The 25,256-nt window shown below is 65.6% G+C and carries 24 protein-coding genes; 13 read left to right on the forward strand and 11 right to left on the reverse strand.

Going from position 1 to position 25,256, the window contains the following annotated elements; all coding sequences use genetic code 11:
- Positions 1 to 334: 334 nt before the first annotated feature.
- A complete protein-coding gene (gene ndk, locus ACP2AH_RS03140; RefSeq protein WP_425104453.1) occupies positions 335 to 757 on the reverse strand; it encodes a nucleoside-diphosphate kinase in 423 nt (140 codons plus the stop codon).
- A gap of 223 nt (positions 758 to 980) precedes the next feature.
- On the opposite strand from ndk, the gene ACP2AH_RS03145 reads away from it, so the two are divergent.
- The 4 genes from ACP2AH_RS03145 to ACP2AH_RS03160 all read left to right on the forward strand — a co-directional run bounded on the left by ACP2AH_RS03145 (position 981) and on the right by ACP2AH_RS03160 (position 4,636).
- Positions 981 to 1,187, forward strand: coding sequence for a hypothetical protein (locus tag ACP2AH_RS03145; RefSeq protein ID WP_425104454.1), 207 nt, complete (start codon positions 981 to 983; stop codon positions 1,185 to 1,187).
- Between the two features lie 252 nt (positions 1,188 to 1,439).
- Positions 1,440 to 1,658, forward strand: a complete 219-nt coding sequence (locus ACP2AH_RS03150) for a hypothetical protein (RefSeq protein WP_307020147.1) — start codon at positions 1,440 to 1,442, stop codon at positions 1,656 to 1,658.
- A gap of 497 nt (positions 1,659 to 2,155) precedes the next feature.
- Positions 2,156 to 2,710, forward strand: a complete 555-nt coding sequence (locus ACP2AH_RS03155; protein ID WP_425104455.1) for a DinB family protein — start codon at positions 2,156 to 2,158, stop codon at positions 2,708 to 2,710.
- A gap of 54 nt (positions 2,711 to 2,764) precedes the next feature.
- Positions 2,765 to 4,636 (forward strand): ABC-F family ATP-binding cassette domain-containing protein, encoded by a 1,872-nt coding sequence (locus ACP2AH_RS03160; RefSeq protein WP_425104456.1) that lies wholly within the window; start codon positions 2,765 to 2,767, stop codon positions 4,634 to 4,636.
- A gap of 223 nt (positions 4,637 to 4,859) precedes the next feature.
- On the opposite strand, the gene ACP2AH_RS03165 is transcribed toward ACP2AH_RS03160, so the two are convergent.
- From ACP2AH_RS03165 to ACP2AH_RS03175, 3 genes are all read right to left on the reverse strand, one after another.
- Positions 4,860 to 6,164: a porin gene (locus tag ACP2AH_RS03165; RefSeq protein ID WP_425104457.1), complete on the reverse strand. Its 1,305-nt coding sequence runs from the start codon at positions 6,162 to 6,164 to the stop codon at positions 4,860 to 4,862.
- A 310-nt stretch (positions 6,165 to 6,474) separates the two neighbouring features.
- Complete coding sequence (locus ACP2AH_RS03170; RefSeq protein ID WP_425104458.1) at positions 6,475 to 6,921, reverse strand: DNA polymerase III subunit chi; 447 nt, start codon at positions 6,919 to 6,921, stop codon at positions 6,475 to 6,477.
- A 43-nt stretch (positions 6,922 to 6,964) separates the two neighbouring features.
- Positions 6,965 to 8,473 carry a leucyl aminopeptidase gene (locus tag ACP2AH_RS03175; RefSeq protein ID WP_425104459.1) on the reverse strand — a complete coding sequence of 503 codons (1,509 nt, stop codon included), beginning with the start codon at positions 8,471 to 8,473 and terminating at the stop codon, positions 6,965 to 6,967.
- Between the two features lie 14 nt (positions 8,474 to 8,487).
- Here ACP2AH_RS03175 and lptF point away from each other — a divergent pair, with 14 nt between their 5' ends.
- From lptF to rsmA, 6 genes are all read left to right on the forward strand, one after another.
- Complete coding sequence (gene lptF, locus ACP2AH_RS03180; protein ID WP_425104460.1) at positions 8,488 to 9,834, forward strand: LPS export ABC transporter permease LptF; 1,347 nt, start codon at positions 8,488 to 8,490, stop codon at positions 9,832 to 9,834.
- A gap of 48 nt (positions 9,835 to 9,882) precedes the next feature.
- Positions 9,883 to 10,968 (forward strand): LPS export ABC transporter permease LptG, encoded by a 1,086-nt coding sequence (gene lptG / locus ACP2AH_RS03185; protein ID WP_425104461.1) that lies wholly within the window; start codon positions 9,883 to 9,885, stop codon positions 10,966 to 10,968.
- A complete protein-coding gene (locus tag ACP2AH_RS03190; protein ID WP_425104462.1) occupies positions 10,902 to 13,487 on the forward strand; it encodes an LPS-assembly protein LptD in 2,586 nt (861 codons plus the stop codon). The genes lptG and ACP2AH_RS03190 overlap by 67 nt, the downstream gene beginning before the upstream one ends.
- 101 nt (positions 13,488 to 13,588) lie before the next feature.
- A complete protein-coding gene (locus ACP2AH_RS03195) occupies positions 13,589 to 14,569 on the forward strand; it encodes a peptidylprolyl isomerase (protein WP_425104463.1) in 981 nt (326 codons plus the stop codon).
- Positions 14,570 to 14,576: 7 nt separating this feature from the next.
- Positions 14,577 to 15,593, forward strand: coding sequence for a 4-hydroxythreonine-4-phosphate dehydrogenase PdxA (pdxA, locus tag ACP2AH_RS03200; RefSeq protein WP_425104464.1), 1,017 nt, complete (start codon positions 14,577 to 14,579; stop codon positions 15,591 to 15,593).
- A gap of 9 nt (positions 15,594 to 15,602) precedes the next feature.
- Positions 15,603 to 16,463: a 16S rRNA (adenine(1518)-N(6)/adenine(1519)-N(6))-dimethyltransferase RsmA gene (gene rsmA, locus ACP2AH_RS03205; RefSeq protein ID WP_425104465.1), complete on the forward strand. Its 861-nt coding sequence runs from the start codon at positions 15,603 to 15,605 to the stop codon at positions 16,461 to 16,463.
- A 26-nt stretch (positions 16,464 to 16,489) separates the two neighbouring features.
- Here the strand turns inward: rsmA and gmk are convergent, their stop codons facing one another.
- From gmk to fabD, 7 genes are all read right to left on the reverse strand, one after another.
- Positions 16,490 to 17,110 carry a guanylate kinase gene (gene gmk / locus ACP2AH_RS03210; protein WP_425104720.1) on the reverse strand — a complete coding sequence of 207 codons (621 nt, stop codon included), beginning with the start codon at positions 17,108 to 17,110 and terminating at the stop codon, positions 16,490 to 16,492.
- A 71-nt stretch (positions 17,111 to 17,181) separates the two neighbouring features.
- Positions 17,182 to 18,069, reverse strand: a complete 888-nt coding sequence (locus tag ACP2AH_RS03215) for a YicC/YloC family endoribonuclease (RefSeq protein WP_244377288.1) — start codon at positions 18,067 to 18,069, stop codon at positions 17,182 to 17,184.
- A 91-nt stretch (positions 18,070 to 18,160) separates the two neighbouring features.
- The gene (mltG, locus tag ACP2AH_RS03220) at positions 18,161 to 19,303 is read right to left on the reverse strand and encodes an endolytic transglycosylase MltG (RefSeq protein WP_425104466.1); all 1,143 of its coding nucleotides are present in this window, start codon (positions 19,301 to 19,303) and stop codon (positions 18,161 to 18,163) included.
- Between the two features lie 120 nt (positions 19,304 to 19,423).
- Positions 19,424 to 20,686, reverse strand: a complete 1,263-nt coding sequence (gene fabF, locus ACP2AH_RS03225) for a beta-ketoacyl-ACP synthase II (RefSeq protein ID WP_425104467.1) — start codon at positions 20,684 to 20,686, stop codon at positions 19,424 to 19,426.
- Positions 20,687 to 20,758: 72 nt separating this feature from the next.
- Positions 20,759 to 20,995 (reverse strand): acyl carrier protein, encoded by a 237-nt coding sequence (locus ACP2AH_RS03230; RefSeq protein WP_307020162.1) that lies wholly within the window; start codon positions 20,993 to 20,995, stop codon positions 20,759 to 20,761.
- Positions 20,996 to 21,221: 226 nt separating this feature from the next.
- The gene (gene fabG, locus ACP2AH_RS03235) at positions 21,222 to 21,959 is read right to left on the reverse strand and encodes a 3-oxoacyl-[acyl-carrier-protein] reductase (protein WP_244377297.1); all 738 of its coding nucleotides are present in this window, start codon (positions 21,957 to 21,959) and stop codon (positions 21,222 to 21,224) included.
- A 22-nt stretch (positions 21,960 to 21,981) separates the two neighbouring features.
- The gene (fabD, locus tag ACP2AH_RS03240; protein WP_425104468.1) at positions 21,982 to 22,932 is read right to left on the reverse strand and encodes an ACP S-malonyltransferase; all 951 of its coding nucleotides are present in this window, start codon (positions 22,930 to 22,932) and stop codon (positions 21,982 to 21,984) included.
- Positions 22,933 to 23,412: 480 nt separating this feature from the next.
- Between fabD and rpsF the strand changes: the two genes are divergently transcribed.
- From rpsF to ACP2AH_RS03255, 3 genes are all read left to right on the forward strand, one after another.
- A complete protein-coding gene (gene rpsF / locus ACP2AH_RS03245) occupies positions 23,413 to 23,889 on the forward strand; it encodes a 30S ribosomal protein S6 (protein WP_425104721.1) in 477 nt (158 codons plus the stop codon).
- Complete coding sequence (gene rpsR / locus ACP2AH_RS03250) at positions 23,889 to 24,158, forward strand: 30S ribosomal protein S18 (RefSeq protein ID WP_244377301.1); 270 nt, start codon at positions 23,889 to 23,891, stop codon at positions 24,156 to 24,158. Before rpsF ends, rpsR begins: the two co-directional genes overlap by 1 nt.
- A 139-nt stretch (positions 24,159 to 24,297) precedes the next feature.
- Entirely contained in the window at positions 24,298 to 25,254 is a 957-nt protein-coding gene (locus ACP2AH_RS03255) for a DUF2232 domain-containing protein (RefSeq protein ID WP_425104469.1), read from the forward strand.
- Positions 25,255 to 25,256: the final 2 nt, after the last annotated feature.

Below are 25,256 nucleotides of genomic sequence, written 5' to 3' on the forward strand. Positions count from 1 at the left end.
TCCAAGTCAGTTGTGTCGGCGTTGGCGCGCCATGATTTGAGGTGAGGCAAGAGGAGGTGGCTCCGGCGGGCCCACTCCCGGGCGCTCTTGGCGCGCCATTAACGGCATCCCCGCTGCGGGCCACTTCTCCATGGCCGGACCCCCGCAGCGCCCATTTGGGGAACATACATAATAATCCATGCGGTGGCCAAGCCCGAATACCGCATTTTTCTCAGCAAATGATGTTGCGAGAGCTTAGTCTACGCTGCTTCGCAAAAAGAAACACCCCGTCCGGTGGTCCGGACGGGGTGCGATTTCACCGCCTTGCCACCCTTACGGGCGGCGGATCGTGCGATCAGCCGACGATTTCGTTGCCGGAGAAGAACTGCGCGATTTCGATCTGCGCGTTCTCCAGGCTGTCGGAGCCATGGGCCGAGTTCTCGCCGACGGACAGGGCGAATTCCTTGCGGATGGTGCCCTCGGCCGCGTTGGCCGGGTTGGTGGCGCCCATCACTTCACGGTACTTGGCGACGGCGTTCTCGCCTTCCAGCACCTGCACGACGATCGGCTCGGAGATCATGAAATCCACGAGCTCGCCGAAGAAGGGACGCTCCTTGTGGACGCCGTAGAAGGTCTCGGCCTGGGCGCGGGTAAGCTGGATGCGCTTCTGCGCGACGATGCGCAGGCCCGACTTCTCGATCAGCGCGTTGACGGCGCCGGTGAGATTGCGACGGGTGGCGTCGGGCTTGATGATGGAAAAAGTGCGCTCGAGCGCCATGGTCTGTATCCCTGGAAATGTGGGGGCGAAAGGTTCGCAGCGGCTTATAGCGGCGCCTCCGTCCGCGGACAAGAGAAGGCCGGGCGGCGTTTTCGACACGCCTTGGCAACATCCCCCGCCGAATCGTTCGTACACGAAATAACCCGCTTGCGGCGGAACCCCGCCGCGCTCATCTGTTTAGGCAACAGAGCGGCCGGAGTGCCGTGGCGCAGGGATGTTACCGATGAAGAAATGTGTTCTGGCCATCGCGGGGATGGTGGCCGTGCTCGTGGGATTTCTCGCCGTGCCTTTTCTCCCGGTCGCCGACGCGACGACCGACCCGGCGCGGGAGCCGGCAGGCTACAAGACCTGCTATCTCGAACACCGCGCCGTGTTCACGGACGGTGCCCCGCGCTGGGTGAAGGCGCCCCGCTGCGTATTCGCGGAATAATCGCCGTTCACGACTTCATGATTACCTCTTGGAACTCTTCCGGGAGTACGCACGTTAAGTAGGTGTTAACGGACGAAACGAGACGCATACGAATGAACGTACCTGAAACGTATCGTTCCGCTGCAGCCGCCAGAACGGGCGGCGCAGAAAGAGAAGTTCTGTGCCTGGAGTTTCGTGCCGACGTGATGAGCGCGTTAAGGACGCAATGAAGCCCGGTGGCCCTTTCCACCGGCAGGTGGATGAGGTGCCGAGATGTACAAGGCCATTGCCATCAGTGCTGTAGCCGCCGTCATGGGTTTCACCGCGCTCTTCGTCGGCGCGGCCGACGCGACAGGCTATTTCAAGCGGCAGCTTCCGGTCGCCACGGTTGAGATCCCCGTCGAGCAGGTGGCCGGCGATTGCGTGATGCAGTCGCGCTGGGTCACCGATGCCGGCCGCATGGTCGAGGTCGAGCGGCCCGTCTGCTACTGACGTGCGGCGGCGGTCCGAGGCGGTGTCGTCGGTCTCATCGGACACACACTCCACCTCACCGCACTCATCATCCACTGGTTTCACAGGTTAGGCTCGCGGCATCCCCACTCCCCCAAGCCCCAACGCGAGCCCATCAGCCCCGGCTTCTCCCCCAAGGAGCCGGGGCACTTTTTTGTGCGTTACTCCGGCGGCCGGATGAACAACAGCCAACGGCGCGTTCAGCCTGCGTTGCGCCGCCCCCGCGCAGGATAGGCGCATTCCGGAAACGGAAACAGCCAATGGCAGCCGCCGTTCCCGCCGACCCGGCGGAGGCTGAAGGCTGAACGCCCCGGCCGCGCTGCGCGAGGCCGGGGCGTTTCTCCCCCTCCCCCATGCCAGCTTCAGCCACGCTGATAGAAGCGATCATCCTTCCGAATTAGTCAGTACCGCCAAGCTGTTGCACACTGCCAGCCCTGTTCGGCGCGCCCATGCGCCGGCCATGACCCGGGAGTGCTCTCATGCCGACCTCGCCGCTGCCCGAGACGTTGGAACAGCTCGTCACGCGCCGCTACCGCATCTTCGCCGCCTATAATGCATGGGCCAATCAACGGCTTTTGGCCGCCGCGTCCCAGCTCAGCGACGCGCAGTACCGGGCCGCGCGCGGGGCGTTTTTCGGCTCGGTGCACGGTACGCTGAACCATCTCCTCGTGGGCGACCGGCTGTGGATGCGCCGGCTCACCGGGTCCGGCATGGAGCCGGCGGGCCTCGACACTATCCTGTTCGAAACGCTCGCGGAATTGGCGCCGGCCCGCACGGCCGAGGACGCTCGAATCGCCGCCTATGTCGACGGGCTCGACGCGGCGACCCTGGCAGCCGAGCACAGCTACGTCACCGTCAACGGCACCCGCTTCACCCAGGTTCTGGCGACGATTCTCGACCATGTGTTCAATCACCAGACCCATCACCGCGGCCAGGTTCACTGTCTTATCAGTGGCTTGCTCGGCAATGACGCCGCGCCCTCGCTCGACCTCGTCGCCTTTCAGCGCGAGAGCGGCTCCGCCCGCCAGGGCTAGGCGGCGCGCGCCGTTACTCTTGCCGACGGACCGCCGGCGCGGCACAAGACGGGCATGATCATTCTCGACGATATCTCGCTCCGCATCGCCGGCCGGCTCCTGATCGACCACGCCTCGGTGGCGCTGCCGGAAGGCGCGCGGATCGGCCTCGTCGGCCGCAACGGCACCGGCAAAACCACACTTTTCCGCGCCATAACCGGCGAATTGGAGCTGGAAAGCGGAGACATCCGCATCCCCGCCGCTGCGCGCATCGGCCAGGTGGCGCAGGAGGCCCCGGCCGGGCCGGAGAAGCTGATCGACGTGGTGCTGGCGGCGGACACGGAACGCGCCAAGCTGTTGACGGAGCGCGAGAAGACCAGCGACCCCACCCGGATCGCCGAGATCGAGCTGCGCCTTGTCGACATCGACGCGCACGCCGCACCGGCACGCGCTGCCCGCATTCTCGCCGGCCTCGGCTTCGATGATGCCGCCCAGCAGCGCGCCTGTTCGGAGTTTTCCGGCGGCTGGCGCATGCGGGTGGCGCTGGCCGCCCTGCTCTTCGCCGAGCCGGACCTGCTGCTGCTGGACGAGCCGACCAACTATCTCGACCTTGAAGGCACGCTGTGGCTGCAGGACTTCCTGTCCCGCTACCCCCGCACCGTGCTCATCGTCAGCCATGACCGCGAACTGCTCAACCAGTCGGTTGGCTTCATCCTGCATCTCGACCAGGGCAAGCTAACCCTCTGGCGCGGCGGGTATGATTCCTTCGAGCGCCAGCGCGCCGAGAAACAGGTGGTCGACCAGAAGGCACGGGCCAAGCAGGAAGCCAAGCGCAAGCATATGGAAGCCTTTGTCGAGCGCTTCCGCGCCAAGGCGACCAAGGCGAAGCAGGCGCAATCGCGGCTGAAGGCGCTGGCCCGCATGGCACCAATCGCCGAGGCCGCGAGCGAACAGGCAGCGGCGATTTCCATCCGCCATCCCGAGCGCATTCCCTCCCCGCCTATCCTCACGTTGGATGGCGTCTCGGCCGGCTATACGCCGGGCAAGCCGGTGCTGCGCAACCTCACGCTGCGCATCGACCATGACGACCGCATCGCCCTGCTCGGGCCGAACGGAAACGGTAAGTCCACCTTCGCCAAGCTGATTTCCGGCCGGCTGGCCCCACTGGGCGGCAGCATCGTGCGCGCGGCTGGGCTCGACATCGCCTATCTCGCCCAGCACCAGCTCGACGAGCTGGTCGCCAATGAGACGGTCTACGACCATGTGCGCCGGCTGATGCCGGAGGCGCCGGAAGCCAAGGTGCGCTCGCGCGCGGCGGAAATGGGCTTTTCCGGCGCGACGGCCAATACGATCATCGCGGCGCTGTCGGGCGGTGAGAAGGCGCGGCTGCTGCTCGGCCTCGCCGCTTTTCACGGTCCGCATCTGCTGATTCTGGACGAGCCGACCAACCATCTCGACATCGCGGCGCGGCAGGCGCTGATCGAGGCGATCAACGATTTTCCCGGCGCCGTCATCCTCATCAGTCACGACCGCACCCTCCTCGACGCCTCCGCCGAGCGTTTGTGGCTGGTGGCGGAGGGGACGGTGCGTCCCTATGACGGCGATCTCGACGAATATCAGCGGCTCGTCGTCGGCCGAACCGCCTCCGCGTCGCGCAAGGAGGCGTCAGGCAGCCGCGCCGATGAACGGCGGCAGGCGGCGGATCGGCGCAGCGAGACGGCGCCTCTGCGCAAGCGGATCAAGGATCTCGAAGCTGCGATCGTGAAGCTGGAGCGCAGCCTCAGCGCGCTCGACGCCAAGCTCGCCGACGACACGCTGTATACGCGTGCGCCGCTGGAGGCGCAGCGTCTGGCGCGTGAGCGCAGCGCGGCGGCGGAAACGCTGGCGAAGGCGGAAGAAGACTGGCTCGACGCCTCGGCCGCGCTCGACGAGGCCATGGCCTCCTAGCTCCAACGCCGCGCACGAAGCCGGAATGCCGGGCTGAAGCGGACTTTCATTTTCTGAGACACAAGTAAACGCCGTGGGAGGCCCCTCGCACGGCGAGATGCCGCATGCGCGTTACAGAATCGCCCGCCGACCGATAGCCGTGACAACCGCATCGCACGATGTCCAAAAGCAAAAAGCCCCGGCACAAGGCCGGGGCTTTCCGTAGAACCGATCCTGGAAAGGATCAGAAAGAACGCTTCGCCGAGAAGGTGACGCGGTTCTGCTCGGTGGTGTCGGTGACGTAGGTGCCGGCCAGAGCCGAACCACCGTTGTATTCAGCCGACAGGTAGTCGTACTGCAGGACGAGGGTGAGACCCTTGACCGGCTTCCAGCCGATGTTCACGCCGACGTTGTAGCCGGTGAAGTCGACGCTGTTGACCGCGTCAACCTTGTAGTTGTCGGTCGCGGTGTAGCTGCCGACCACAGTGGTGAACACAGTGGGGGTCCAGTAGTGGCTCAGCGAACCGCCAACGTACCAGCCGGCGACGCCTTCACCGAAGTAGTCAACAACCGGGATGGTGCCGGCGAGGCCGAGGTAGCCCGGAGCGCCCTGGGCATAGGCGCCCTCGACGTACAGAGTGGTGGTCTCAGCGAAGTCGAAGCGCACGCCAGCGAGAGCGGCCCAACCAGCGCTATCCTGCCCGAACACGAGAGGCTGATTGTTGAAGTAGGTGTCGCTCAGGTCATGATAGGCGCCCGAGATCTTGAACGCGCCCCAGGTGCCTTCATAGGCGATGTTCGCGACGATATCCGGAACCTGCTGGCCGTCGGACGTGAAGCTACCACCAAACGGGGTCTGATCGCCGAAGGAGTAGTCGTCTTCACGGGCATTGCCGTCTTCGATAGCGATGGTCGCCGAGAAGCCGTTGCCGAAGTCAGCGGTGTACTGGACCACGTTGAGCGACTGATCCGAGTAGAAGTTACCCGGACGGATGCCGTACCAGCCGTCGCCAGCCCAGAAGTCGAAGGCCGAGGTGGCCTGACCGAAGGTGAAGCCCGCGAACTGGATGTAGGCGTACTTCAGAACAGCGCGGTTACGCGTGCCGTCCGAGAACACACCGGTGGTGCCGTCCGAGGACTGACCGTAGCCGTAGGACTGACCCTGCTCGAAACGACCCTCGATGTAGGAACGGAGGGTGCCGTATTCGGTCTGGGTGCGGGCGTCGAGCTGAACAGCGGCGCGGCTGTAGAAGTCGAACTGGCCGTCCGGATCGCCCTTGTAGCGAATGCCGCCTTCGCCGATCTGACCGGCGGTGATGGTGCGCTCGACCTTGGTGTAGTAGGTGTCGGCCGTCACGTAGCCGCCGACCTTCAGGCAGGTATCGGTGCCGGGGATGTAATAGAAGCCCGCGCCGTAGGTGGAGCAGATCTTCACATATTCCGCAGCCTTCGCCTTCACAGGCAGATCGGCCGCCGCAGCAGTCCCGACCATCGCAAGCCCGGCAACCGAGCCGAGCAGCACATTCTTAATGACCGTCTTCAATTTCATTCTCCCCCAAATTGGACCAATGTTGGGTTTTCGATTGTCAGGACCCGCCGCACGGCGCGGCACCCACAGCGATACTGTTCGAAACCACCGGGCGGTGCAAAGCCAAAGTGGTACCAAAGGGCCCTCGGCGCCTATTCCGCCACGATGTGTTGCTGTCGAGACACAATTCTCACGCCCCACCAAGCGGCCGCGAGACCGCCCGAAAGCCCGTCAAAAGCCTTGGTAAATCAGGGGTTAACCGGCACGCGACAGAGTTCGTCGCCATTGGGCGCTGCAGAATGTGGCGACGGGCGCCACCCGTGGGCCGCAATCAGCGGCGCTGCCAACGCCCGTTCTCGTCCTGCTGCCAGTAGGTAACCTCGTGACCTTCGGCCTTCGCCGCGCGCCACGCCTGGCGGACAGGTTCGACGGCGTCGGAATCGTTGCCGTCAAAGAGATGGATCACCCGCTGATAGCGCCCCGTGTCGGGAATCACCGCGCCATCAATGAGAAAGCGCACCACGGCGCAGTTGAGATTCGATTCGTCCGTGGTGAGCAGGATGGGCTGCCGGGCCGGTTCGCCCTGGCGGTCGGTGCCATGCGGCAGGAAGGCGGCGTCGTCATAGGTCCACAGCAGCGCATCCAGCGCCTCGATACGCTCGGTGGAGGTCGCCTGCACCGCGCAGCGCCACCCCCGCTCCAGGCACTTCTCCAGAAGCTGGGGCAAGGCGGCGTCGAGCGGCCGGTTCTGCAGGTGATAGAAGAACACGTCGCTCAATGTCCCCTCCCCCGCCTGCCCGGCCGCATTTTCTCAGTGCGGATCACGATTCGTAGTGACGGGCCACCAGATCGTCGAGCAGGCGCACGCCCCAGCCCGAGCCCCAGCTCCGGTTGAACTCGGTGGCGGGCGAGGACATGGCCGTGCCGGCGATGTCGAGATGTGCCCACGGCACGTCGCCGACAAAGCGCTGGATGAACTGAGCGGCGGTGATCGAGCCGCCGAACCGCCCGCCCGTGTTCTTCATATCGGCGAACTTCGAATCGATCAGCTTGTCGTAGTCGGCAGAAAGCGGCAGGCGCCACACCTTCTCGCCCGTCGTCAGCCCCGAATCCGTGAGTCGCTCGGCAAGCGTGTCGTTGTTGGAGAACAGGCCCGCATGTTCGGTGCCGAGCGCGACGATGATGGCACCGGTGAGCGTGGCGAGGTCCACCATGAATTGAGGCTTGAACCGCTCCTTGGCGTACCAGAGCACATCACCCAGAACGAGCCGGCCTTCGGCATCGGTGTTGATGATTTCGATGGTCTGGCCCGACATGGAGGTAACGATATCGCCCGGCCGCTGTGCCTTGCCGTCGGGCATGTTCTCAACGAGGCCGATAAGGCCGACCACATTGGCCTTGGCCTTGCGGCTGGCCAGCGCATGCATCAGGCCGACGACACAGGCGGCACCCGCCATATCGCCCTTCATGTCCTCCATGCCAGCGGCCTGCTTGATGGAAATGCCACCGGTGTCAAAGACCACGCCCTTGCCGACGAAGGCCACCGGCGCCTCATCCGCCTTGCCGCCGTTCCACCGCATCACCACGACGCGGCTTTCCTCGCCCGACCCCTGGCCGACGCCGAGCAACGCGCCCATGCCGAGCTTCTTCAGATCCTTCTCGCCCAGCACCTCGACATCTACGCCCACCTTGGCGAGGTCGCCCGCGCGCTTGGCGAATTCGGTCGGGGTGAGCACATTGGCAGGCTCGTTCACCAGATCGCGGGCGATCACCACCCCCTCACCGATGCCCTCGCGCTTCTTCCAGGCGCGCTTCGCGGCGGAATCGTCCGTTATATAAAGAGTCACTTTCGGCTTCGCGGTCGCCTCGTCCGGCTTCTTCTTCGTCTTGTAGCGGTCGAAGGCATAGGCGCGCAGGCGCAGGCCAAGCGCGAGTTCGGCCGCCGCATCGCCCGGCACTTCGCCACCCGGCAGCGCGAGGATGACGCTCACATCCTTCGCCCCAGCCGGCAGGCGGCCCATGATGGCCCCGCCCAGCTTCAGCCAGTCGAACGCCTTGAGGTCGGCGGGCTTGCCGACACCCATGACGAGAAGGCGTGAAGCGTCGAGACCTGCCGGCGCCAGCAGATCAATCTGCTTGCCGGACTTGCCGGTGAAGCGCTCGGCCTGCATCGCGCTCGCCAGCTGGGCGGAAGCGGGAGCAAGCAGCGCTTCGACTGACCCCGCCAAGGCTGGCGCGTCTCCTTCCACGGGCTCGGCGGCGAGAACGACGACAAGCCCCTCCAGACGGGCCGGGAGCTTGGCAAAACTGATCTTCACATGGTCGGGCATCGGGGCACCTTGATTTGTCGCGGCTCGGTTCGTTTCTCTTTAGCCGAATGAGCGACAGGGCACGAGCCTCAAACGGGCCGTGCGGGGGACGCGGCTCCGCCCGATTTGCGCCGGAAGGCCCGGGCAATTATGCATCGTGTTCAAGCATGGCCACGCCGGGGCAGCGGGCAGTCGTCGACAGGGATCAGGATAGCCGCTGGATGAACCGCCTGGACCGCTATGTGTTCCGATCGGCCGTGACCGCGTTTCTCGGGACGCTGCTCGTGCTGACCGCCATGATCTGGGTGACGCAGGCCCTGCGTGAACTCGACATCATGACGACGCAGGGCCAGACGATCCTTGCCTTCATCCTCATCACCGCCCTCGCGCTCCCCGCTCTTATTCTCGGCCTGGCGCCGGCGGCGCTGTTCATGGCGGTCGCGCAGACGCTCTTCCGCATGAACAGCGATTCCGAAATCGTGGTGGCGAGCGCGGCCGGCATCTCGACCTGGCGATTCCTGCGTCCGCTGGTGATTCTGGCGCTGCTGGTGGCGGCGGGATGTGCGGCGTTGTCGATGGAACTCGTTCCGGCGGCAATGCGCCAGTTCCGCTATGAGATCACCCGCGTGCGCGCGGATGTGGTCGCCTTCATCGCCCAGCCCGGCCGCTTCACCACCCTGTCCCAAGGCATGGTGTTCCATGTGCGCGAGCGCAACGCCAATGGCGTGCTGGGCGGCATCTTCATCAATGACGCGCGTGATCCCAAGCAGGTGAACACCTATCTCGCCGAACGCGGACAGGTGATCGACTCGGCTGAAGGCACGTTCCTCGTGCTTGAAGACGGTGCCATCCACCGGCGCACGCCCGGAAAACCCGACAGCAATGTCGTCGAATTCCAGCGCTATGCCTTCGATCTCTCGCCTTTCACCACGAGCGGAGAGACCACGATCTATCGGGCACCGGAGAGACCGTTCGCCGACCTCTGGAACCCGGACCCCAAGGACATCGTCGTCCGGCTCGAGGGCACGGGCCGCTTCACCGAAGAATTGCACCGCAGGCTCTCGCTGCCGTTTTACGTGCTGGCCTTCTTCGCCATTGCCTGCGCCGCCCTTGCAGAACCGCGCACGACGCGCGAGGGACGCGGTCTCGCACTGGCGGGCACCGCGCCGTTCATCATCTTCCTGCAGGTGACGAGCTTCGGATTGATCAACCAGGTTCGCAGCGAGCCGGCCCTGATCCCGGTCGTCTATCTCGTGCCCATCCTGTTCATCCTTGGAGCGATGGCCTCGCTGAGCGGCCGTTTCAAGCCGCGGATGCCGGAAGCGATTCGCATCCGGATCGACCGTCTTGCCCAGCGTGTCGCACGCGCTACCGTGAACTGAGCCGCCGATGCGTCATCGCAACAACACCACCGGCAGCGGAGCGGCGGCATGATCGGCCCCACGCTGGGATTCTATTTCGGGCGCCGGTTCATCTCGGCGGTGATGGGCATCTTCCTTGGCTGCGCCAGCCTGATCATGCTCATCGACCTGCTCGAACTCTCCCGCCGCGTGGGCGAGCGCGATGTCGACTTCGGCACGCTGCTGCTGCTGGTGTTCTACCGCATGCCGTTCTTCACCGAGCAGCTGCTGCCCTTCGCCGTTCTGTTCGGCGCGATAGGCACCTTCCTCACATTGTCACGTCGGCTGGAACTGGTCGTGGCGCGCGCGGCCGGCATTTCCGCCTGGCAGTTCATCGCCCCGGCGGCACTCATCGCGGTGGCGCTCGGCACGTTTTCCACAACGGTCTACAATCCGATGTCCGCCGTCTTCAAGGAGCGCGCGAGCCGTTTGGAGGCGGAGATTTTCAACCGCCAGACCGGTCTCTTCTCGGCCGGTCGCAGCGGCTTCTGGCTGCGCCAGCAGAGCGTCGACGGGCAGGCTATCATCCAGGCGGCCGCGACCAGCGATGGCGGGCGCGAACTGACCGGCGTCAACGTTTTCCTGTTTGACGACAAGGACAAGCTCCTGGAGCGCATCGAAGCCCGCCGCGCTATCCTTGATACCGGCGCGTGGCGGCTGGAAAATGCGCACGTATTAACTCCGGCAATAGGTTTGCAGGAGTACGACGTCTACATGCTGGCCACCAATCTCACCCCGAACCAGGTTCAGGAATCGCTGCAGAGCGAGACCGTCCCGTTCTGGGATCTCCCGGCCGCCATCGATGCGGCAACGCGGGTGGGATTTGGGGCTGAACGCTACCGGCTGCAGTATCAAAGCCTCCTCGCCAGACCCGCGCTGTTGCTAGCGATGGTGCTGATTGCGGCTTCGGTCAGCCTGCGCGTGTTCCGGTTCGGCGGCATCGGCCAGACGATTCTCGGTGGCGTCGCCGCCGGCTTTCTGCTTTATGTTTTCACCAAGCTCGCCGAGGATCTCGGTGAGGCCGGGATTGTGCATCCCATTATCGCAGCGTGGTTTCCAGCGGTCGTAGGGGCATTGATGGGTATTCTCATCCTGCTTCACCGGGAGGACGGATGAAGGTCGGCACTGTGCTAGCCGGCCAGGCAGATTCGGCGATCCCGCGACTGAAACGTCGCCTGCGTCAGTCTGCCTGCGCGTTTGTGTTCGGCTCCATTGCGTTGGCCGCCCTCGGCCCAGCGTCGCCTGCGCTTGCCCAGATGACGGCTGCCCAGCCTACGGCGGCCCAAACATCACCCCAGCCGTCCGCCGCGCAGCCGGTAGGCCTCGCGGGCGGCTTTGTCACGCGCCAGACCGACCCCAACGCCAAGATGCTGGTGACGGCGGACCAGCTCGTCTACGACAACACCCGCAACGAGGTGATCGCTGACGGCAACGTCCAGATTTATTACGACGGCGCCGTGCTGGAAGCGCGACGCGTCGTCTATGACCGCAACGCCAACCGGCTGCGTGCGGAAGGCGGCGTCCGCCTGAAGGACAAGGACGGCACGGTCATTGCGGCCGACAATCTCGATCTGTCCCAGGATTTCAGCGACGGCTTCGTCAATTCTCTGCGGATCGATTCGCCGAAGGACATGCATTTCGTCGCCTCCCGCGCCGACCGCGAGAATGGGGACACCACGATCCTGACGAGCGGCGCCTACACGCCGTGCGAACCCTGTAAGGAGAACCCGCAGAAGCCGCCCATGTGGCAGGTGAAGGCGGCGAAGATCATCCATAAGGAAAAAGAGCAGACGATCTATTTCGAGGACGCCCGGCTCGAATTCCTGGGCATCCCGATCGCGTGGGCTCCCTATCTCGAGGCGCCCGACCCGACGGTGAAGCGCAAGTCCGGCTTCTTGATTCCGCAGTTTGTGAACACGTCCGAGATCGGTTACGGCGTGACCGTTCCCTATTTCTGGAACATCGCGCCCAATATGGACGTGACGTTCTCGCCGCTCTTCGTCTCCAAGCAGGGCGTGCTGCTCGACGCCGAGTTCCGGCACCGGCTGGAGACCGGAACCTACAGCATCCGCGCTGCGGGCATCGACCAGCTGGACAAGGACGCGTTCAACGGTCAGCCCGGCGATCGCGACCAGCGCGGCGTGCTCGAGACGCACGGCCGCTTTAACATCAATGAGAATTGGTACTGGGGTTGGGACGGCTGGCTGATGTCAGACCAGACCTTCCTCCAGGACTACAACCTCATCAGCGCGCAGACGCGCGAGGTCACCTCGCAGATCTACCTCGTCGGCCAGGGCGACCGGTCCTATTTCGACCTCCGGGCGATGTATTTCACGGGCCTGACCTCTTATGACGTCGAGGCTCAGCAGCCGGTCATCCACCCGGTGCTCGACTACAGCAAGACACTGGGCGAATCGATCTTCGGCGGGCAGTTCAGCTATGACGTGAACTTCACCAGCCTGACGCGCGATCAGATTGACCTGCGCGCCACCTCGGCCGCCTATGCGCCGTTGAACCCGACGCTGTTTGACGGCCCGACCAATCAGTGCGACCTCACCCGTGTTGCGGCGGCAGGCGCAAACGTTCGTGATGCGTGCCTGATGCGCGGCATGGTCGGCAGCTACAGCCGCCTGTCCGGCGTGGTCGACTGGCGCCGCACCTTCATCGATCAGGCCGGCCAGACCTGGACGCCGTTCTTCAACATGCAGCTCGATGTCGCCTCGGTGCAGGCCCAGACCGAAGACGAGCCCTGGCTCGGCACCGGTGGCGACACGCAGCTGGTGCGTGCCATGCCCGCCGTCGGCCTCGAATACCGCTACCCCTTCATCGCTGTGCAGAGCTGGGGCACGCAGACCATCGAGCCAATCGCTCAGGTCATCGTCCGCCCGGATGAAACCCATATCGGCCAGCTGCCGAACGAAGATGCCCAGAGCCTGATCTTCGACGATACCAACCTGTTCGAGATCAACAAATATTCCGGCTATGACCGCGTCGAAGGCGGTGGCCGGGCCAATGTCGGCATCCAGTACACCGCCAACTTCAACGACGGCGGCCAGATCAATGCTCTGTTCGGGCAGTCCTACCAGCTGTTCGGCACCAACTCCTACGCCAATTACGATATGGCGAATACGGGTGCGGAATCCGGCCTTGAGGACGATGCCTCCGACTATGTGGCGCGGCTTTATTACCAGCCGACGGATAGCTTCTCGCTCGTCAATCGGTTCCGTTTCAACAATACCGACTGGTCGGTCGAACGTTACGAAGTCGAAGGTCGGGCCGTCATCAACAAGAAGCTGACGGTTTCCGCCCTTTACGGCCTGTACACCGCCCAGCCGCTGCTCGGCTATTACGAGGAACGCGAGGGCATCCTCGGTACGGGAACCCTGAAGCTGAACGACAATTGGAGCCTGCAGGCGGCCGCCCGCTACAATCTCAATCTCGACGAGATCGACTTCACCCTGTTCGGCATCTCCTATATCGATGAGTGCTTCGGCATCGCGCTCAGCTATCGCTCCGACTACACGGAGAGCGGAAACCGGCAGCGCGTGGACACGGTGCTCCTCACCTTCACGTTGAAAACCCTGGGTGAAGCGGGCATCTCTACCAATGTCGGTTCGAACAGCAGCAGCAATTGAGCGGCGGGGTCGCATTGACGCCACATCCGCCGACAAGAACAGCGGGTGAGCGTTCGGCCGAATGTGCCGAACGCCGGTGTGATCGTCAGGATGGAGAGAAAATGCGGGCAGGGTCATTGATACGGGATGGCTGGCATGCCAGTCGTCATCGGGTCGTGGGCCCGTTCGTTCGCGCGCTCCTTTTCGGCTGCGCGCTCGTCGTTTGCTCACCGCTCGTTCCGGCGCCCGCGCAGGCCCAGCAGATACTGGTGCTCGTGCAAGGCCAGCCGATCACCAGCTTCGATGTCGCCCAGCGCATCAAGCTCGCCCAGCTCACCGAGCGGCAGACGCTGACGCAGAAGCAGGCGCTTGAAGACCTGATCGACGAGCGCCTCAAGATCGTCACCGCCGAGCGCTTCGGCGTCACGGCGGACCAGGACGAAGTCGACAAGATGTTCGCCCGCATGGGCAGCCGCAGCGGGCGTACGCCCGAGCAACTGACCCAGGCCTTGGCGCAGTCCGGCCTCGACGCCGGCATGCTCAAGAACAAGATGCGCGCTGACTATGTCTGGAACAACTATGTGCGCGGTCGCTTCTCGTCGGTCGCAACCATCCGGGATTCGGACGTGTTCGCGGCGCTTCAATCGAAGGGTGAGGACCTGACCCGTGCCCAGCGCACCACGGAATACACCGTGCGCCAGATCGTGCTTGTGGTCGGACGCACGGCCAGCCCCGGCGAACGTTCGCAGCGCATGGCGGAAGCCAACACCCTGCGCAAGCAGTTCACCGATTGCGAGGCCGGCGTCCAGACCGCGCGCGGCATGCGCGAGACCGTCGTCCGCGATCCCGTCATCCGCACCTCGGCCGATATGAGCGCGCCGGTGCGCAAGATCATGGACGAGACGCCGGTCGGCCAATTGACCGCTCCGGAAGTGACCCGCGCCGGCATCGAGATGATCGCCATCTGCAACCGACGCGAAGTGGTCGGTGAAAGCGCGCAGAAGCGCGAGGTCCGCGCCGACCTGGAGAACAAGCAGTTTGAAGCGGTGTCGCGCAAGCTCCTCGACGAGGCGCGCAAATCCGCCATGATCCAGTACCGCTGAGCGGCGCATGACACCCCCGCCCGCTCTGGCGCTCACTCTGGGCGAGCCGGCCGGCATTGGGCCCGACATTACCCTCGTGGCCTGGCTGACGCGCCAGGAACGCGCCCTGCCGGCGTTCTTCGCCATCGGCGATGCGGCGGTGCTGCGCCGACGGGCCGCAATTCTCGGCCTCGACGTGCCGGTCCGCGAATGCGCCCCGGAAGAGGCCGCTGCCCTCTTTCCGAATGCGCTTCCGCTCGTGAGCGCGGGGCCGGCCGTCACCGCCGCGCCGGGCCATCCGGATGAGACCAGTGCGCCGTCTGCCCGCGCGGCGATCGATGACGCCGTGGCCCTGGTGAAGGCGGGACGTGCAACGGCGGTGGTGACCAATCCAATCTCGAAGGCGGTGCTTTACGCCGACGGCTTCGCCTTTCCCGGCCATACCGAATATCTCGCTCATCTCGCCGGCACACCGGCCCCGCGCCCCGTCATGATGATCTGGTCGCCGGAACTCGCCGTCATTCCCGCCACGATCCATGTACCGCTCGCCGATGTGCCGCGCCTGCTGACGCGCGAATTGATCATCGAGACCGCCCGCATCACCGCCCATGATCTCAGGCACCGCTTCGGCATCGAGGCGCCTCGCCTCGCCATTTGCGGGCTCAATCCGCATGCCGGCGAAGAAGGCACGCTGGGGCGCGAGGATGAGGAGGTTACCCGTCCGGCGGTCGAGGCGTTGCGGCAGGAGGGAATCGACGCCCGCGGTCCGCTTCCGGCAGACACGCTGTTTCATGCGGCCGCTCGCGCCACCTATGACGCCGCCATTGGCGCCTATCACGACCAGGTGCTGGCGCCGGCCAAGGCGCTGGCCTTTGATCGCGCGGTCAATGTGACCCTGGGCCTGCCCTTCGTGCGCACCTCGCCCGACCATGGCACGGCCTTCACTCTTGCGGGGACGGGTCGGGCCGACCCGTCCAGCCTGATCGAGGCCCTGCGTCTGGCGGACCGGCTCAGCGCGCGCGACGCGGCTCGGACAGAGCGCTGAGGCGAGACAATGAGCATCGACAATCTGCCGCCGCTGCGTGACGTCATCCGGGAGCACGGGCTCTCGGCGCTGAAGTCATTGGGGCAGAACTTTCTGCTCGATCTCAATCTCACCTCGAAGATCGCCCGTACCGCTGGCCGCCTCGAGGATTTGACTGTGATCGAGGTCGGCCCCGGTCCGGGCGGCCTGACCCGGGCGATCCTGGCGTTGGGCGCGCGGCGCGTGATCGCCATCGAGCGCGATACACGTTGCGTGGCAGCACTGGGCGCGGTCGCGGCGCACTATCCCGGCCGGCTGGACGTGATTGAGGGCGACGCGCTGGAGGCCGACTATCGCGCCCTCCTCTCCCCGGGGGAGCGCGCCGTCATCATCGCCAACCTGCCCTATAATGTTGGAACGCCGCTGCTTGTCGGCTGGCTGTCGGCCGATCCCTGGCCGCCCTGGTATGACAGCCTGACGCTGATGTTCCAGCGCGAGGTCGCCGAGCGCATCGTCGCGGCGCCGGGTGACGATCATTATGGCCGCCTCGCCGTGCTGACCGGTTGGCGGGCACAGGCGCATATCGCTTTCGACGTGCCGCCGTCCGCCTTCGTGCCACCGCCGAAGGTCACGTCCTCCGTGGTGCATATTGTGCCGCGCAAGGCCCCCCTGCCCTGTGCGCTGAACGCGCTGGAGCGCGTCACCGAGGCCGGCTTCGGCCAGCGCCGGAAGATGCTGCGGCAGAGCCTCAAGGGCCTGGGCGTGGACACTGGCGCTCTTCTGGAGGCTGCCGGCATCGCCCCGACGGAACGGGCCGAGCGGGTGACGGTGGAGGGCTTTGTCGCCCTTGCCAACGCCTGGGTAGCGATGCGGCACGCCGGAAGGGAGTGAGCGCGGCGACCCGCGCTTTTCCGCTGCTAGTCCACCAGTTCGGCGAGTTCGCGGTCCAGCCGCTCGATCACGGGCTCAAGGCCCGGCTGGCGTTCACGCCGCAGACGCTCGGCGAGCAGGATGTTGCGCAGATTGGCGAAGGTCGAATTCAAATCGGCATTCACCAGCACATAATTGTAATCGCGCCAATGCGCGATCTCGGTACGCGCGTTGCGCAGCCGCTTCTCGATCACACCGGAGGCATCCTCGGCGCGCCGCTCAAGCCGGGTCTTTAGCTCGGCCGCCGAGGGGGGCAGGATGAACACGCCGACAATATCCTGGCGCATCTTCTCATAGAGCTGCTCGGCGCCCTGATAGTCGATATCGAACAGCACATCCCGTCCGGCGGACAGCGCGGCTTCCACCGGTTCACGCGGCGTGCCGTAGAAATTTCCGTGCACCTCCGCCCATTCCAGGAGGTCACCGGCATCCCGCAGCCGCTCGAAGCGCTCGCGGGTGAGGAAGTGGTAATGCACACCCTCGACCTCGCTCGGCCGCCGCCCCCGCGTCGTCACCGACACGGAGAGATAGATGTCGGGATTCTGTTCCAGAAGCAGGCGGGCCAGCGTCGACTTTCCAGCCCCGGAGGGGGAGGAAAGGATAAGCATCAGCCCCCGCCGCCCGCCAATCGCGGCGCCTGGGGTCGCGGCATTCTCGTTGGTGTCGCTCACCCTGTCCCTCACTCGATGTTCTGAACCTGTTCGCGGAACTGTTCGACCACGCCCTTCAACTCCAGCCCGATAGCCGTCAGCGAGACGTCATTGGCTTTGGAGCAGAGCGTATTGGTTTCGCGGTTGAATTCCTGCGCGAGGAAATCGAGCCGGCGGCCGATCGCGCCACCTTCTCCAAGCATGGCGCGCGCCGCCGCCACATGGGTCACAAGCCGGTCTAGCTCCTCGCGCACGTCCACCTTGGAGGCGATCATCAGCGCCTCCTGGTGCAGGCGGTCAGGGTCGAAATTGGCACCCGTATCCATCAGCACGCGGATCTGGTCGGCCAGCTTCGCACGGATGGCCTCCGGCCGCCGAGCCGGATTGGCCTCGGCGGCGGCCGTGAGCCTGGCAATCGCGTCGAGACGATCGCCCAGCACGATCGCCAGCGCTGCGCCTTCCTGCACCCGCATGGCAGCAAGATCCGCCAGCGCCTGCTCGAAGCCGGCAATGATGGCCGTCTCCAGCGCCGCCCGCGCGTCGTCGCTTTCTTGTGCCTCGCTGATTTCAAGCACGCCTTTCAAACTGATGAGGCTTTCCAGCTGAACAGGGGGCGCGCCAAGATCCTCGGCCACGCGTCGCACCGACTGTGCGATGCTGCGCAACACGGCCTCATTGACGCGCACGCTGACCTCGGGGTCGGTGCGCGTGAGCGAGAGATTGGCATTGACATTCCCGCGCGCGAGGACACGCGCCGCGCTCTGCCGCAGGCCGTTCTCCAGCCCCTCCCAGCCGCCAGGAAGCCGCAGCCGAACGTCGAGGCCCTTGCCGTTGACGGATTTGAGCTCCCAGGCCCAGCTCCAGGCACCGCTGGTGCCCTGCGCGCGTGCGAACCCCGTCATGCTGGCCAGCGTCATGCCTTCCCCCCCCCTGCCCCGTCCCCAGACGGCGGGCGGACCATAACGGCGGGCGCTCCCGGCCTCAAGCCGGCAAAGGCTCCTCGCGGGCTCAGTCGACGGGAGTGGCGCCCGTCGTACCCGACGTGCCGGCCGGCTGCGCCGCCGGGTCGACCTTGCGCTCGCGCTCGATCTGCCGCCAGCGCGCGACGTTCTTGTTGTGCTGGTCGAGCGTCGGGGCGAAGGCGTGTCCGCCGGTACCGTCGGCGACGAAATAGAGATTGTCGCTCGTGGCGGGACGGGCGGTGGCCTCCAGCGAGGCGCGTCCGGGATTGCCAATCGGCCCCGGCGGCAGAGCGGGAATCGTATAGGTGTTGAACGGGGTCGGCGTGGTGATGTCGGTACGGGTCAGCGGCCGCTCCAGCCGGCCTTTGCCGCGCACCAGACCATAGATGATTGTCGGGTCCGACTGCAGCCGCATCTTCTTGTTCAGCCGGTTGATGAAGACGGACGCCACCTCCGCCCGCTCCTCGGGGACACCGGTTTCCTTCTCCACGATGGAGGCGAGGATCACCAGTTCCTGCGGCGATTTCAGCGGAAGGTCGGGGTCGCGCTTGTCCCAGATTTCCTTCAGTGCGGCATCCTGCGTGCGCGCCATACGGCGCAGCAGGTCCTCGCGCGACGTACCGCGCGTGATCTTGTAGGTATCCGGCATCAGGCTGCCCTCACGCGGCACCTGACGCACGCTGCCGGACAGTTCCTCCACCGCCAGCACCCGCTCCACGATCTGGTCGCTGGTCAGGCCTTCGGGGATGGTGACGACATATTCGATCACCTTGCCCGAGACGATGGTGTTCAGCACCTGCTGGATGGAGGAGCCGGCGGCGAAGGCATATTCGCCAGCCTTGAGCTTACTGGAGGCGCGCGTGCCTGCAGCCGCACCGACGAAAACCCATTTGTCGTCGATCACCCCCTGCTTGAGCAGGAGATCGGCAATGTCCATCAAGCCATAGTCATTGGGGATGATGACCGCCTTCTCTTGGGCCAGCGGACCGGGCGCGTAGTAGCGCGTCTTGCCGATCCACAGCGCGCCGCCGCCAAGGACGATGGCGACAATGAGCAGGGTGAACACCATGCTGCCGGCGACGACGAGCGGATGATTCGCACGACGCGACGCCCGATGCCGGTCGCGCTCCTTGCCGGGGGGCGTGGGAGCGGCAGCGCCGTTAGGCGTCGGAGAAGTCGGATCGGTCATCGGATGCCTCGCCTCGCGTTCGCGGGCAGCGCAACGCACTGGCAGACTACCCGGAAAAATGGCGAAAGCGGGAAAGCGACCACTCCAGGGCGTCGCTCTCCCGCCGTTTGCCGGTCTCGCTCAGTTCGCGTAGCGCTTGAACACGACGGACGCGTTGGTGCCGCCGAAGCCGAAAGAGTTCGACAGCGCATACTCGATCTCACGCTTGCGCGGCGTGTGCGGCACAAGGTCGATCGGTGTGTCGATCGAGGGATTGTCGAGATTGATCGTCGCCGGGGCGATCTGGTCGCGGATGGCGAGCAGGGAGAAAATCGCCTCCACTGCGCCCGCCGCGCCGAGCAGATGACCGATGGCCGACTTGGTCGACGACATCGACACCTTGGCGGCGTTATTACCCAGCAGGCGCTGGACCGCGCCGAGCTCGATCTCGTCTGCCATGGTCGAAGTGCCATGAGCGTTGATGTAGTCGATCTCGGCGGCGGTGATCCCCGCACGCTTCAGCGCCGCAGTCATGCAGCGGAACGCCCCGTCGCCGTCCTCGGACGGCGCAGTGATGTGGTAGGCGTCGCCCGACAGGCCGTAGCCGACGATTTCGCCGTAAATCCTGGCGCCGCGCGCTAGCGCGTGATCGAGCGCCTCGACCACGACAACGCCGGCGCCTTCACCCATGACGAAGCCGTCGCGGTCCTTGTCATAGGGGCGCGAGGCCTTCTCGGGCGTGTCGTTATAGCTGGTGGACAGCGCACGACAGGCGGCGAAGCCGGCCAGACCGAGGCGATTGATCGAGGATTCGGTGCCTCCCGCCACCATTACATCGGCATCGCCGAAGGCAACCAAGCGGGACGCATCGCCAATGGCATGCGCACCGGTGGAGCAGGCGGTGACGACGGCGTGATTCGGGCCCTTGAGGCCGTGCTCGATAGAGACATAGCCGCCTGCGAGATTGATGAGGCGGCCGGGAATGAAGAAGGGGGAGACGCGGCGCGGGCCACGTTCCTGCATCAGCAGCGCGGTCTCGGCGATGCCCTGAAGCCCGCCAATACCGGAGCCGATCATCACGCCCGTGGCGCACTGGTCTTCATAGGAAGCGGGATGCCAGTCGGCATCATCCAGAGCCTGACGTGCCGCCGCCATCGCATAGACGATGAAATCATCGACCTTGCGCTGCTCTTTCGGCTCCATCCACTGATCGGCATTGAACGTGCCGTCGGAGCCATCGCCGCGGGGTAGCTGACAGGCAATCTTGGCCGGAAGGTCGGAGACATCGAAGCTCTCGACGCGACGGGCCCCGCTCTGTCCGGCAAGCAGACGCTGCCAGGTGATCTCGACACCGCATCCGAGCGGCGTCACCATGCCGAGGCCGGTAACGACGACGCGCCTCATCCGATATCTCCGGAAACGTCACACCAGTGGGCGCCGCGACGGACAAGCCGCCGCAGCGCGCGAGAGCAGCCCTCAGGCCGCGTTCTTTTCCAGGAAGGTGATCGCGTCGCCGACGGTCAGGATCGTCTCGGCGGCGTCGTCGGGAATCTCGCAGTTGAAGGCTTCTTCAAAGGCCATGACCAGCTCGACGGTGTCGAGGCTGTCAGCGCCGAGGTCGTCGATGAAGCTCGCATTCTCGGTAACCTTCTCGGGCTCGACGCCCAGATGCTCGGCTACAATCTTCTTCACGCGCTCGGCAATATCGCTCATCGGTTCACCCTCGTCCGTATCCGGAGGTTGCTACGTTGTACCATTTGGCCCCCGCGCGAACGCGGCTTTGGCGGCCTGCTTTTTTGCCCCGATTACAGGATGTCCCGAACGATTCCGCAATGGATATGCGGTGTTCGACCCTGTGAGCCGAGGCGGCTGTTAGCACACTTCAAACGCCAAAACCAGCACCGTTAAAGTCCGGTTAAAGGCGCTTGGGCGGGCCTCGTCAGATCATGGCCATCCCGCCATTCACATGCAGCGTCTGGCCGGTGACATAGCCGGCCTCGGCGGATGCGAGATAGACGGCGGCAGCGGCGATATCCTCGGGCGAACCCAGCCGCGCGGCCGGGACGGCGGAGAGAATCGCCTGCTTCTGCTTGTCGTTCAGCACGTCGGTCATCGGCGTGGCGATGAAACCCGGCGCGATGCAGTTCACCGTCACGCCGCGCGCTGCAACTTCCTTGGCGAGCGCCTTGGACATGCCGATCATGCCGGCCTTGGCGGCGGCATAATTGCCCTGGCCGGCATTGCCGGTCACCCCGACCACCGAGGTGATGCCGATGATGCGGCCGGTGCGCCGGCGCATCATCGAGCGGGCGGCGGCGCGGGTGAGGCGAAAGCCGGCGGTGAGGTTCACCGCGATCACCGTGTCCCACATCTCGTCGGTGAGGCGCACGAACAGGCCATCGCGGGTGATGCCGGCATTATTGACGAGAATGTCCAGCTCGCCCATGGCCTCCTCGGCCTGCGGCACCAGCTGCTCCACCTGCTCGATGTTCGAGAGGTCGCAGGGCAGCACATGGGTGCGCTCGCCCATCTCGGCGGCCAGCGCCTCCAGGACCTCGCGCCGCGTGCCCGACAGCGCCACCGTCGCGCCCTGCGCGTGCAGCGCCTTGGCGATGGCGCCACCGATCCCGCCCGTGGCGCCGGTGACGAGCGCCGTCTTCCCGGTCAGATCGAACATGGGAAACTCCTGAATTGCTGTCTCAAGCCTGGGCTGCGGAAGCGACGTAGGCGGCGACATCCTCGGGCGCGCCAACGCTCGTCGCGGCCACCTGGCGGGCGATACGCTTGGTGAGGCCGGAAAGCACCTTGCCAGTCCCCACCTCGACCAGCCGGTTCACGCCCTGCTCCGCCATGAACGCGACGGATTCGCGCCAGCGCACCGTGCTCGTCACCTGCTGGACCAGCAGAGCGCGAATCTCATCCGGCGTGTTGACCGGCGCGGCGGTGACATTGGCGACCAGAGGCACCTTCGGCGCCCGAACCTCGACGCCTGCCAGCGCGTCGCGCATGGCGTCGGCGGCGGAAGCGATGAGACGGCAGTGGAAGGGAGCGGAAACCGTGAGCGGAATCGCGCGTGAGGCACCCTCGCGCTTGGCGATCTCGCAGGCGCGCTCGACCGCGGCCGCGTTGCCGGAGACGACCACCTGACCGGGCGCGTTGTCATTGGCGATGTCGCACACCTCGCCCTGCGCCGCTTCGGCGGCAACAGCGGCCACCTTATCGAAGTCGAGACCCAGGATCGCCGCCATGGCACCCGTGCCCACCGGGGTCGCGGCCTGCATCGCGGTGCCGCGCAGGCGCAGCAGGCGGGCTGTATCGGCAATGGAAAGCGAACCGGCAGCGGCAAGCGCCGAGTATTCGCCCAGCGAGTGGCCGGCGACGAAGGCCGCGTCGCGGGCGAGGTCCAGCCCCGCCTCGACTTCCAGGACGCGGAGCGCGGCGAGCGAAGCGGCCATCAGGGCGGGCTGGGTGTTGGCGGTCAGCGTCAGCGTCTCGATCGGACCGTCCCACATCACGGCGGAGAGCTTCTCGCCAAGCGCGGCGTCCACTTCCTCGAACACGGCGCGCGCAACCGGGAACTGGTCGGCGAGGGCCTTGCCCATGCCGACGGCCTGGCTGCCCTGACCGGGGAAAACGAACGCGATGCTCATGACGTTGGAAGAACCTATACGCTGAGAATTGGCGGGCGCAGGAACAACGCCCTGCGTGACATGTCAAGTTGCAGCGGCCCGGCCCTGTGGGCAGACGTGCGATTCCTGCGGCTCGACGACGCTCTATTCTGTACGGGCGGCGGCGCCGATGTCCGGAGGGACGCGATGCCGCCACACCTCGCGTATATAGAGTGTGGCGGGGGCGCAGGGATGGGGAGCGCGGCGCAGCAAAGCCCGCCTCTCCTCTCCCCGCGCCTTGATTTCCCGCGTTTTTCGCGTATAAGCCCGCGCACTGTCAGTCCCGGCCGGGGGCTGAACGGACGGTTGCGCATGGCTTTTTGGTTCCGCGCAGCAGTGAATCTGCGGATTCGCGTCGTCCCGTGTCCCCGCCTTCGAGAATATTCGAGCCTTTCCGGGCTCGAAGGGCTCGGCGTCGGGATGATGGCCGCAATAGTGCGGAACATATGGAAAGGCATGAACATGGCTCTTTACGAGCACGTGTTCCTCGCGCGCCAGGATGTGACGGCGCAGCAGGTCGAGGAACTCACGACACGCTTCAAGGGCGTGATCGAGGCGAATGGCGGCACGGTCTCCAAGACCGAGTACTGGGGCGTGAAGACGCTCACCTACCGCGTCCGCAAGAACCGCAAGGCGCATTTCTCGCTGTTGAACATCGACGCTCCCCCGGCCGCTGTGGCCGAGATGGAGCGCCAGATGCGCATCGACGAGGACATCCTGCGCTACCTCACCGTCCGGGTCGAGGAGCTTGAGGAAGGCCAGTCGGTCATGCTGCAGAAGCGCGACCGTGATGACCGCGGCGACCGCGGTTTCGGTGACCGCGGCTTCGGCGGCGATCGCGGCTTTGGTGGCGGCGGACGCAGCTTCGGCGGCGATCGTGGCGACCGCGGCCCGCGCCGTGACCGTGAAGAAGCTCCGGCCAACGTGGAGACTGAGTGATGGCTTTCGGTGGCACCGGCGGCGCAGCCGCGAACTCCTCGGGCGCCCGTCGCCCCTTCTTCCGCCGTCGCAAGACCTGCCCGTTCTCCGGCGCCAATGCGCCGAAGATCGACTACAAGGACGTGCGTCTGCTGCAGCGCTACATTTCCGAGCGCGGCAAGATCGTTCCCTCGCGCATCACGGCCGTGTCGGCCAAGAAGCAGCGCGAACTGGCCCAGGCGATCAAGCGCGCGCGCTTCCTCGGCCTGCTGCCCTTCGTGATCCGCTGATCGCGTGAAATTTCTGTCCCCGGCCACGGCCGGGGACATTTTCTGAACCCCATTTCCGACAGGTCGCCGGCCTTCCGGGGATCTTGGCTGGGACGGACGATGATCCGCCCCTAACCGCTAAAGGCGGGACAGCGCGTCGATGATACAGAACTGGCTCATAGCGCTCGGCGCCGGCGCGGCGTCCGCACTTCTCGTGGCGACCGTCTCCACGGGCAGCCCGCTTGCGCTCCCGCTGTTCTATCTCGCCCCCCTGCCCGTCCTCATTGTCGGCCTCGGCTGGACGCATGTTTCCGCGCTGGTCGCTGCCTCGACGGCGGCGGTCGCCATCGGGGTGTTCTTCGGCCTCGAACTGCTGACCGCCTATGTCGCGGGCGTCGGTCTGCCGGCCTATGTGCTGGCCTATCTCGCGCTGATGGCCCGCGAGCCGCAGCCGGGCGCGCCGCTGGAATGGTTCCCGGTCGGGCGCATCGTCCTTGCCTCCGGCATTCTCGGCTGCCTCGCCGTGGCGGCACTGATCCCGCTCGTGGCCGGCAGTGTCGAAGGCTATCAGGCCGCTCTGCGCGCGCTGTTCCAAGCGATGTTCGAGGAGACGCCGGGCGCCGGCGGAGCAGATGTGGAGCGGATGATCGACCTTCTGGTCCTCATCATGCCGCCTGCCGCCGCTGTCGTGACCATGGTTACGCAGATCGGCAATCTGTGGCTGGCCGCCCATGCCGCTCGTCTCTCCGGCCGGCTTATGCGCCCCTGGCCCGATCTCGCGGCTATCTCGGTGCCGCGTCCGGTCGCCGTCGTGCTCGTGGGCGCGTTCATCGCCGCCAATCTGGCAGGTGGTTTCGTCGGCCTGCTGGCGCAGCTGCTCGCCTCCACCCTGGTCATGGTGTTCGCCTTCATCGGGCTCGCCGTCATCCACTGGATTACGCGTGGTGCCGCCGGCCGCGCCCTGGTGATCGCCACGGTCTGGATCGCGGCGCTGGCCCTTGGCTGGCCCTTCGCCATCCTCGCCCTGCTCGGCCTCGCGGAAACGCTGTTAGGCGTGCGCTACCGGTTCCGCCGGGGCGGGCCGCCCGGACGCCCGCCGGCCGCCAACGACATCTGAAT

The organism is Ancylobacter sp. (genome assembly GCF_965249975.1).
In the GTDB taxonomy this organism is placed as follows: Bacteria; Pseudomonadota; Alphaproteobacteria; order Rhizobiales; family Xanthobacteraceae; genus Ancylobacter.

Coding starts and splice junctions, on each gene's coding strand:
- ndk (WP_425104453.1), bottom strand. CDS start 757: ATGGCGCTCGAGCGCACTTTTTCCATCATCAAGCCCGACGCCACCCGT.
- gmk (WP_425104720.1), bottom strand. CDS start 17,110: ATGCTTATCCTTTCCTCCCCCTCCGGGGCTGGAAAGTCGACGCTGGCC.
- ACP2AH_RS03255 (WP_425104469.1), top strand. CDS start 24,298: ATGATACAGAACTGGCTCATAGCGCTCGGCGCCGGCGCGGCGTCCGCA.
- ACP2AH_RS03155 (WP_425104455.1), top strand. CDS start 2,156: ATGCCGACCTCGCCGCTGCCCGAGACGTTGGAACAGCTCGTCACGCGC.
- ACP2AH_RS03160 (WP_425104456.1), top strand. CDS start 2,765: ATGATCATTCTCGACGATATCTCGCTCCGCATCGCCGGCCGGCTCCTG.
- fabG (WP_244377297.1), bottom strand. CDS start 21,959: ATGTTCGATCTGACCGGGAAGACGGCGCTCGTCACCGGCGCCACGGGC.
- ACP2AH_RS03215 (WP_244377288.1), bottom strand. CDS start 18,069: ATGACGCTGGCCAGCATGACGGGGTTCGCACGCGCGCAGGGCACCAGC.
- fabD (WP_425104468.1), bottom strand. CDS start 22,932: ATGAGCATCGCGTTCGTTTTCCCCGGTCAGGGCAGCCAGGCCGTCGGC.
- fabF (WP_425104467.1), bottom strand. CDS start 20,686: ATGAGGCGCGTCGTCGTTACCGGCCTCGGCATGGTGACGCCGCTCGGA.
- mltG (WP_425104466.1), bottom strand. CDS start 19,303: ATGACCGATCCGACTTCTCCGACGCCTAACGGCGCTGCCGCTCCCACG.
- ACP2AH_RS03195 (WP_425104463.1), top strand. CDS start 13,589: ATGCGGGCAGGGTCATTGATACGGGATGGCTGGCATGCCAGTCGTCAT.
- ACP2AH_RS03145 (WP_425104454.1), top strand. CDS start 981: ATGAAGAAATGTGTTCTGGCCATCGCGGGGATGGTGGCCGTGCTCGTG.
- pdxA (WP_425104464.1), top strand. CDS start 14,577: ATGACACCCCCGCCCGCTCTGGCGCTCACTCTGGGCGAGCCGGCCGGC.
- lptG (WP_425104461.1), top strand. CDS start 9,883: ATGATCGGCCCCACGCTGGGATTCTATTTCGGGCGCCGGTTCATCTCG.
- rsmA (WP_425104465.1), top strand. CDS start 15,603: ATGAGCATCGACAATCTGCCGCCGCTGCGTGACGTCATCCGGGAGCAC.
- ACP2AH_RS03150 (WP_307020147.1), top strand. CDS start 1,440: ATGTACAAGGCCATTGCCATCAGTGCTGTAGCCGCCGTCATGGGTTTC.
- rpsF (WP_425104721.1), top strand. CDS start 23,413: ATGGCTCTTTACGAGCACGTGTTCCTCGCGCGCCAGGATGTGACGGCG.
- ACP2AH_RS03175 (WP_425104459.1), bottom strand. CDS start 8,473: ATGCCCGACCATGTGAAGATCAGTTTTGCCAAGCTCCCGGCCCGTCTG.
- ACP2AH_RS03165 (WP_425104457.1), bottom strand. CDS start 6,164: ATGAAATTGAAGACGGTCATTAAGAATGTGCTGCTCGGCTCGGTTGCC.
- ACP2AH_RS03230 (WP_307020162.1), bottom strand. CDS start 20,995: ATGAGCGATATTGCCGAGCGCGTGAAGAAGATTGTAGCCGAGCATCTG.
- rpsR (WP_244377301.1), top strand. CDS start 23,889: ATGGCTTTCGGTGGCACCGGCGGCGCAGCCGCGAACTCCTCGGGCGCC.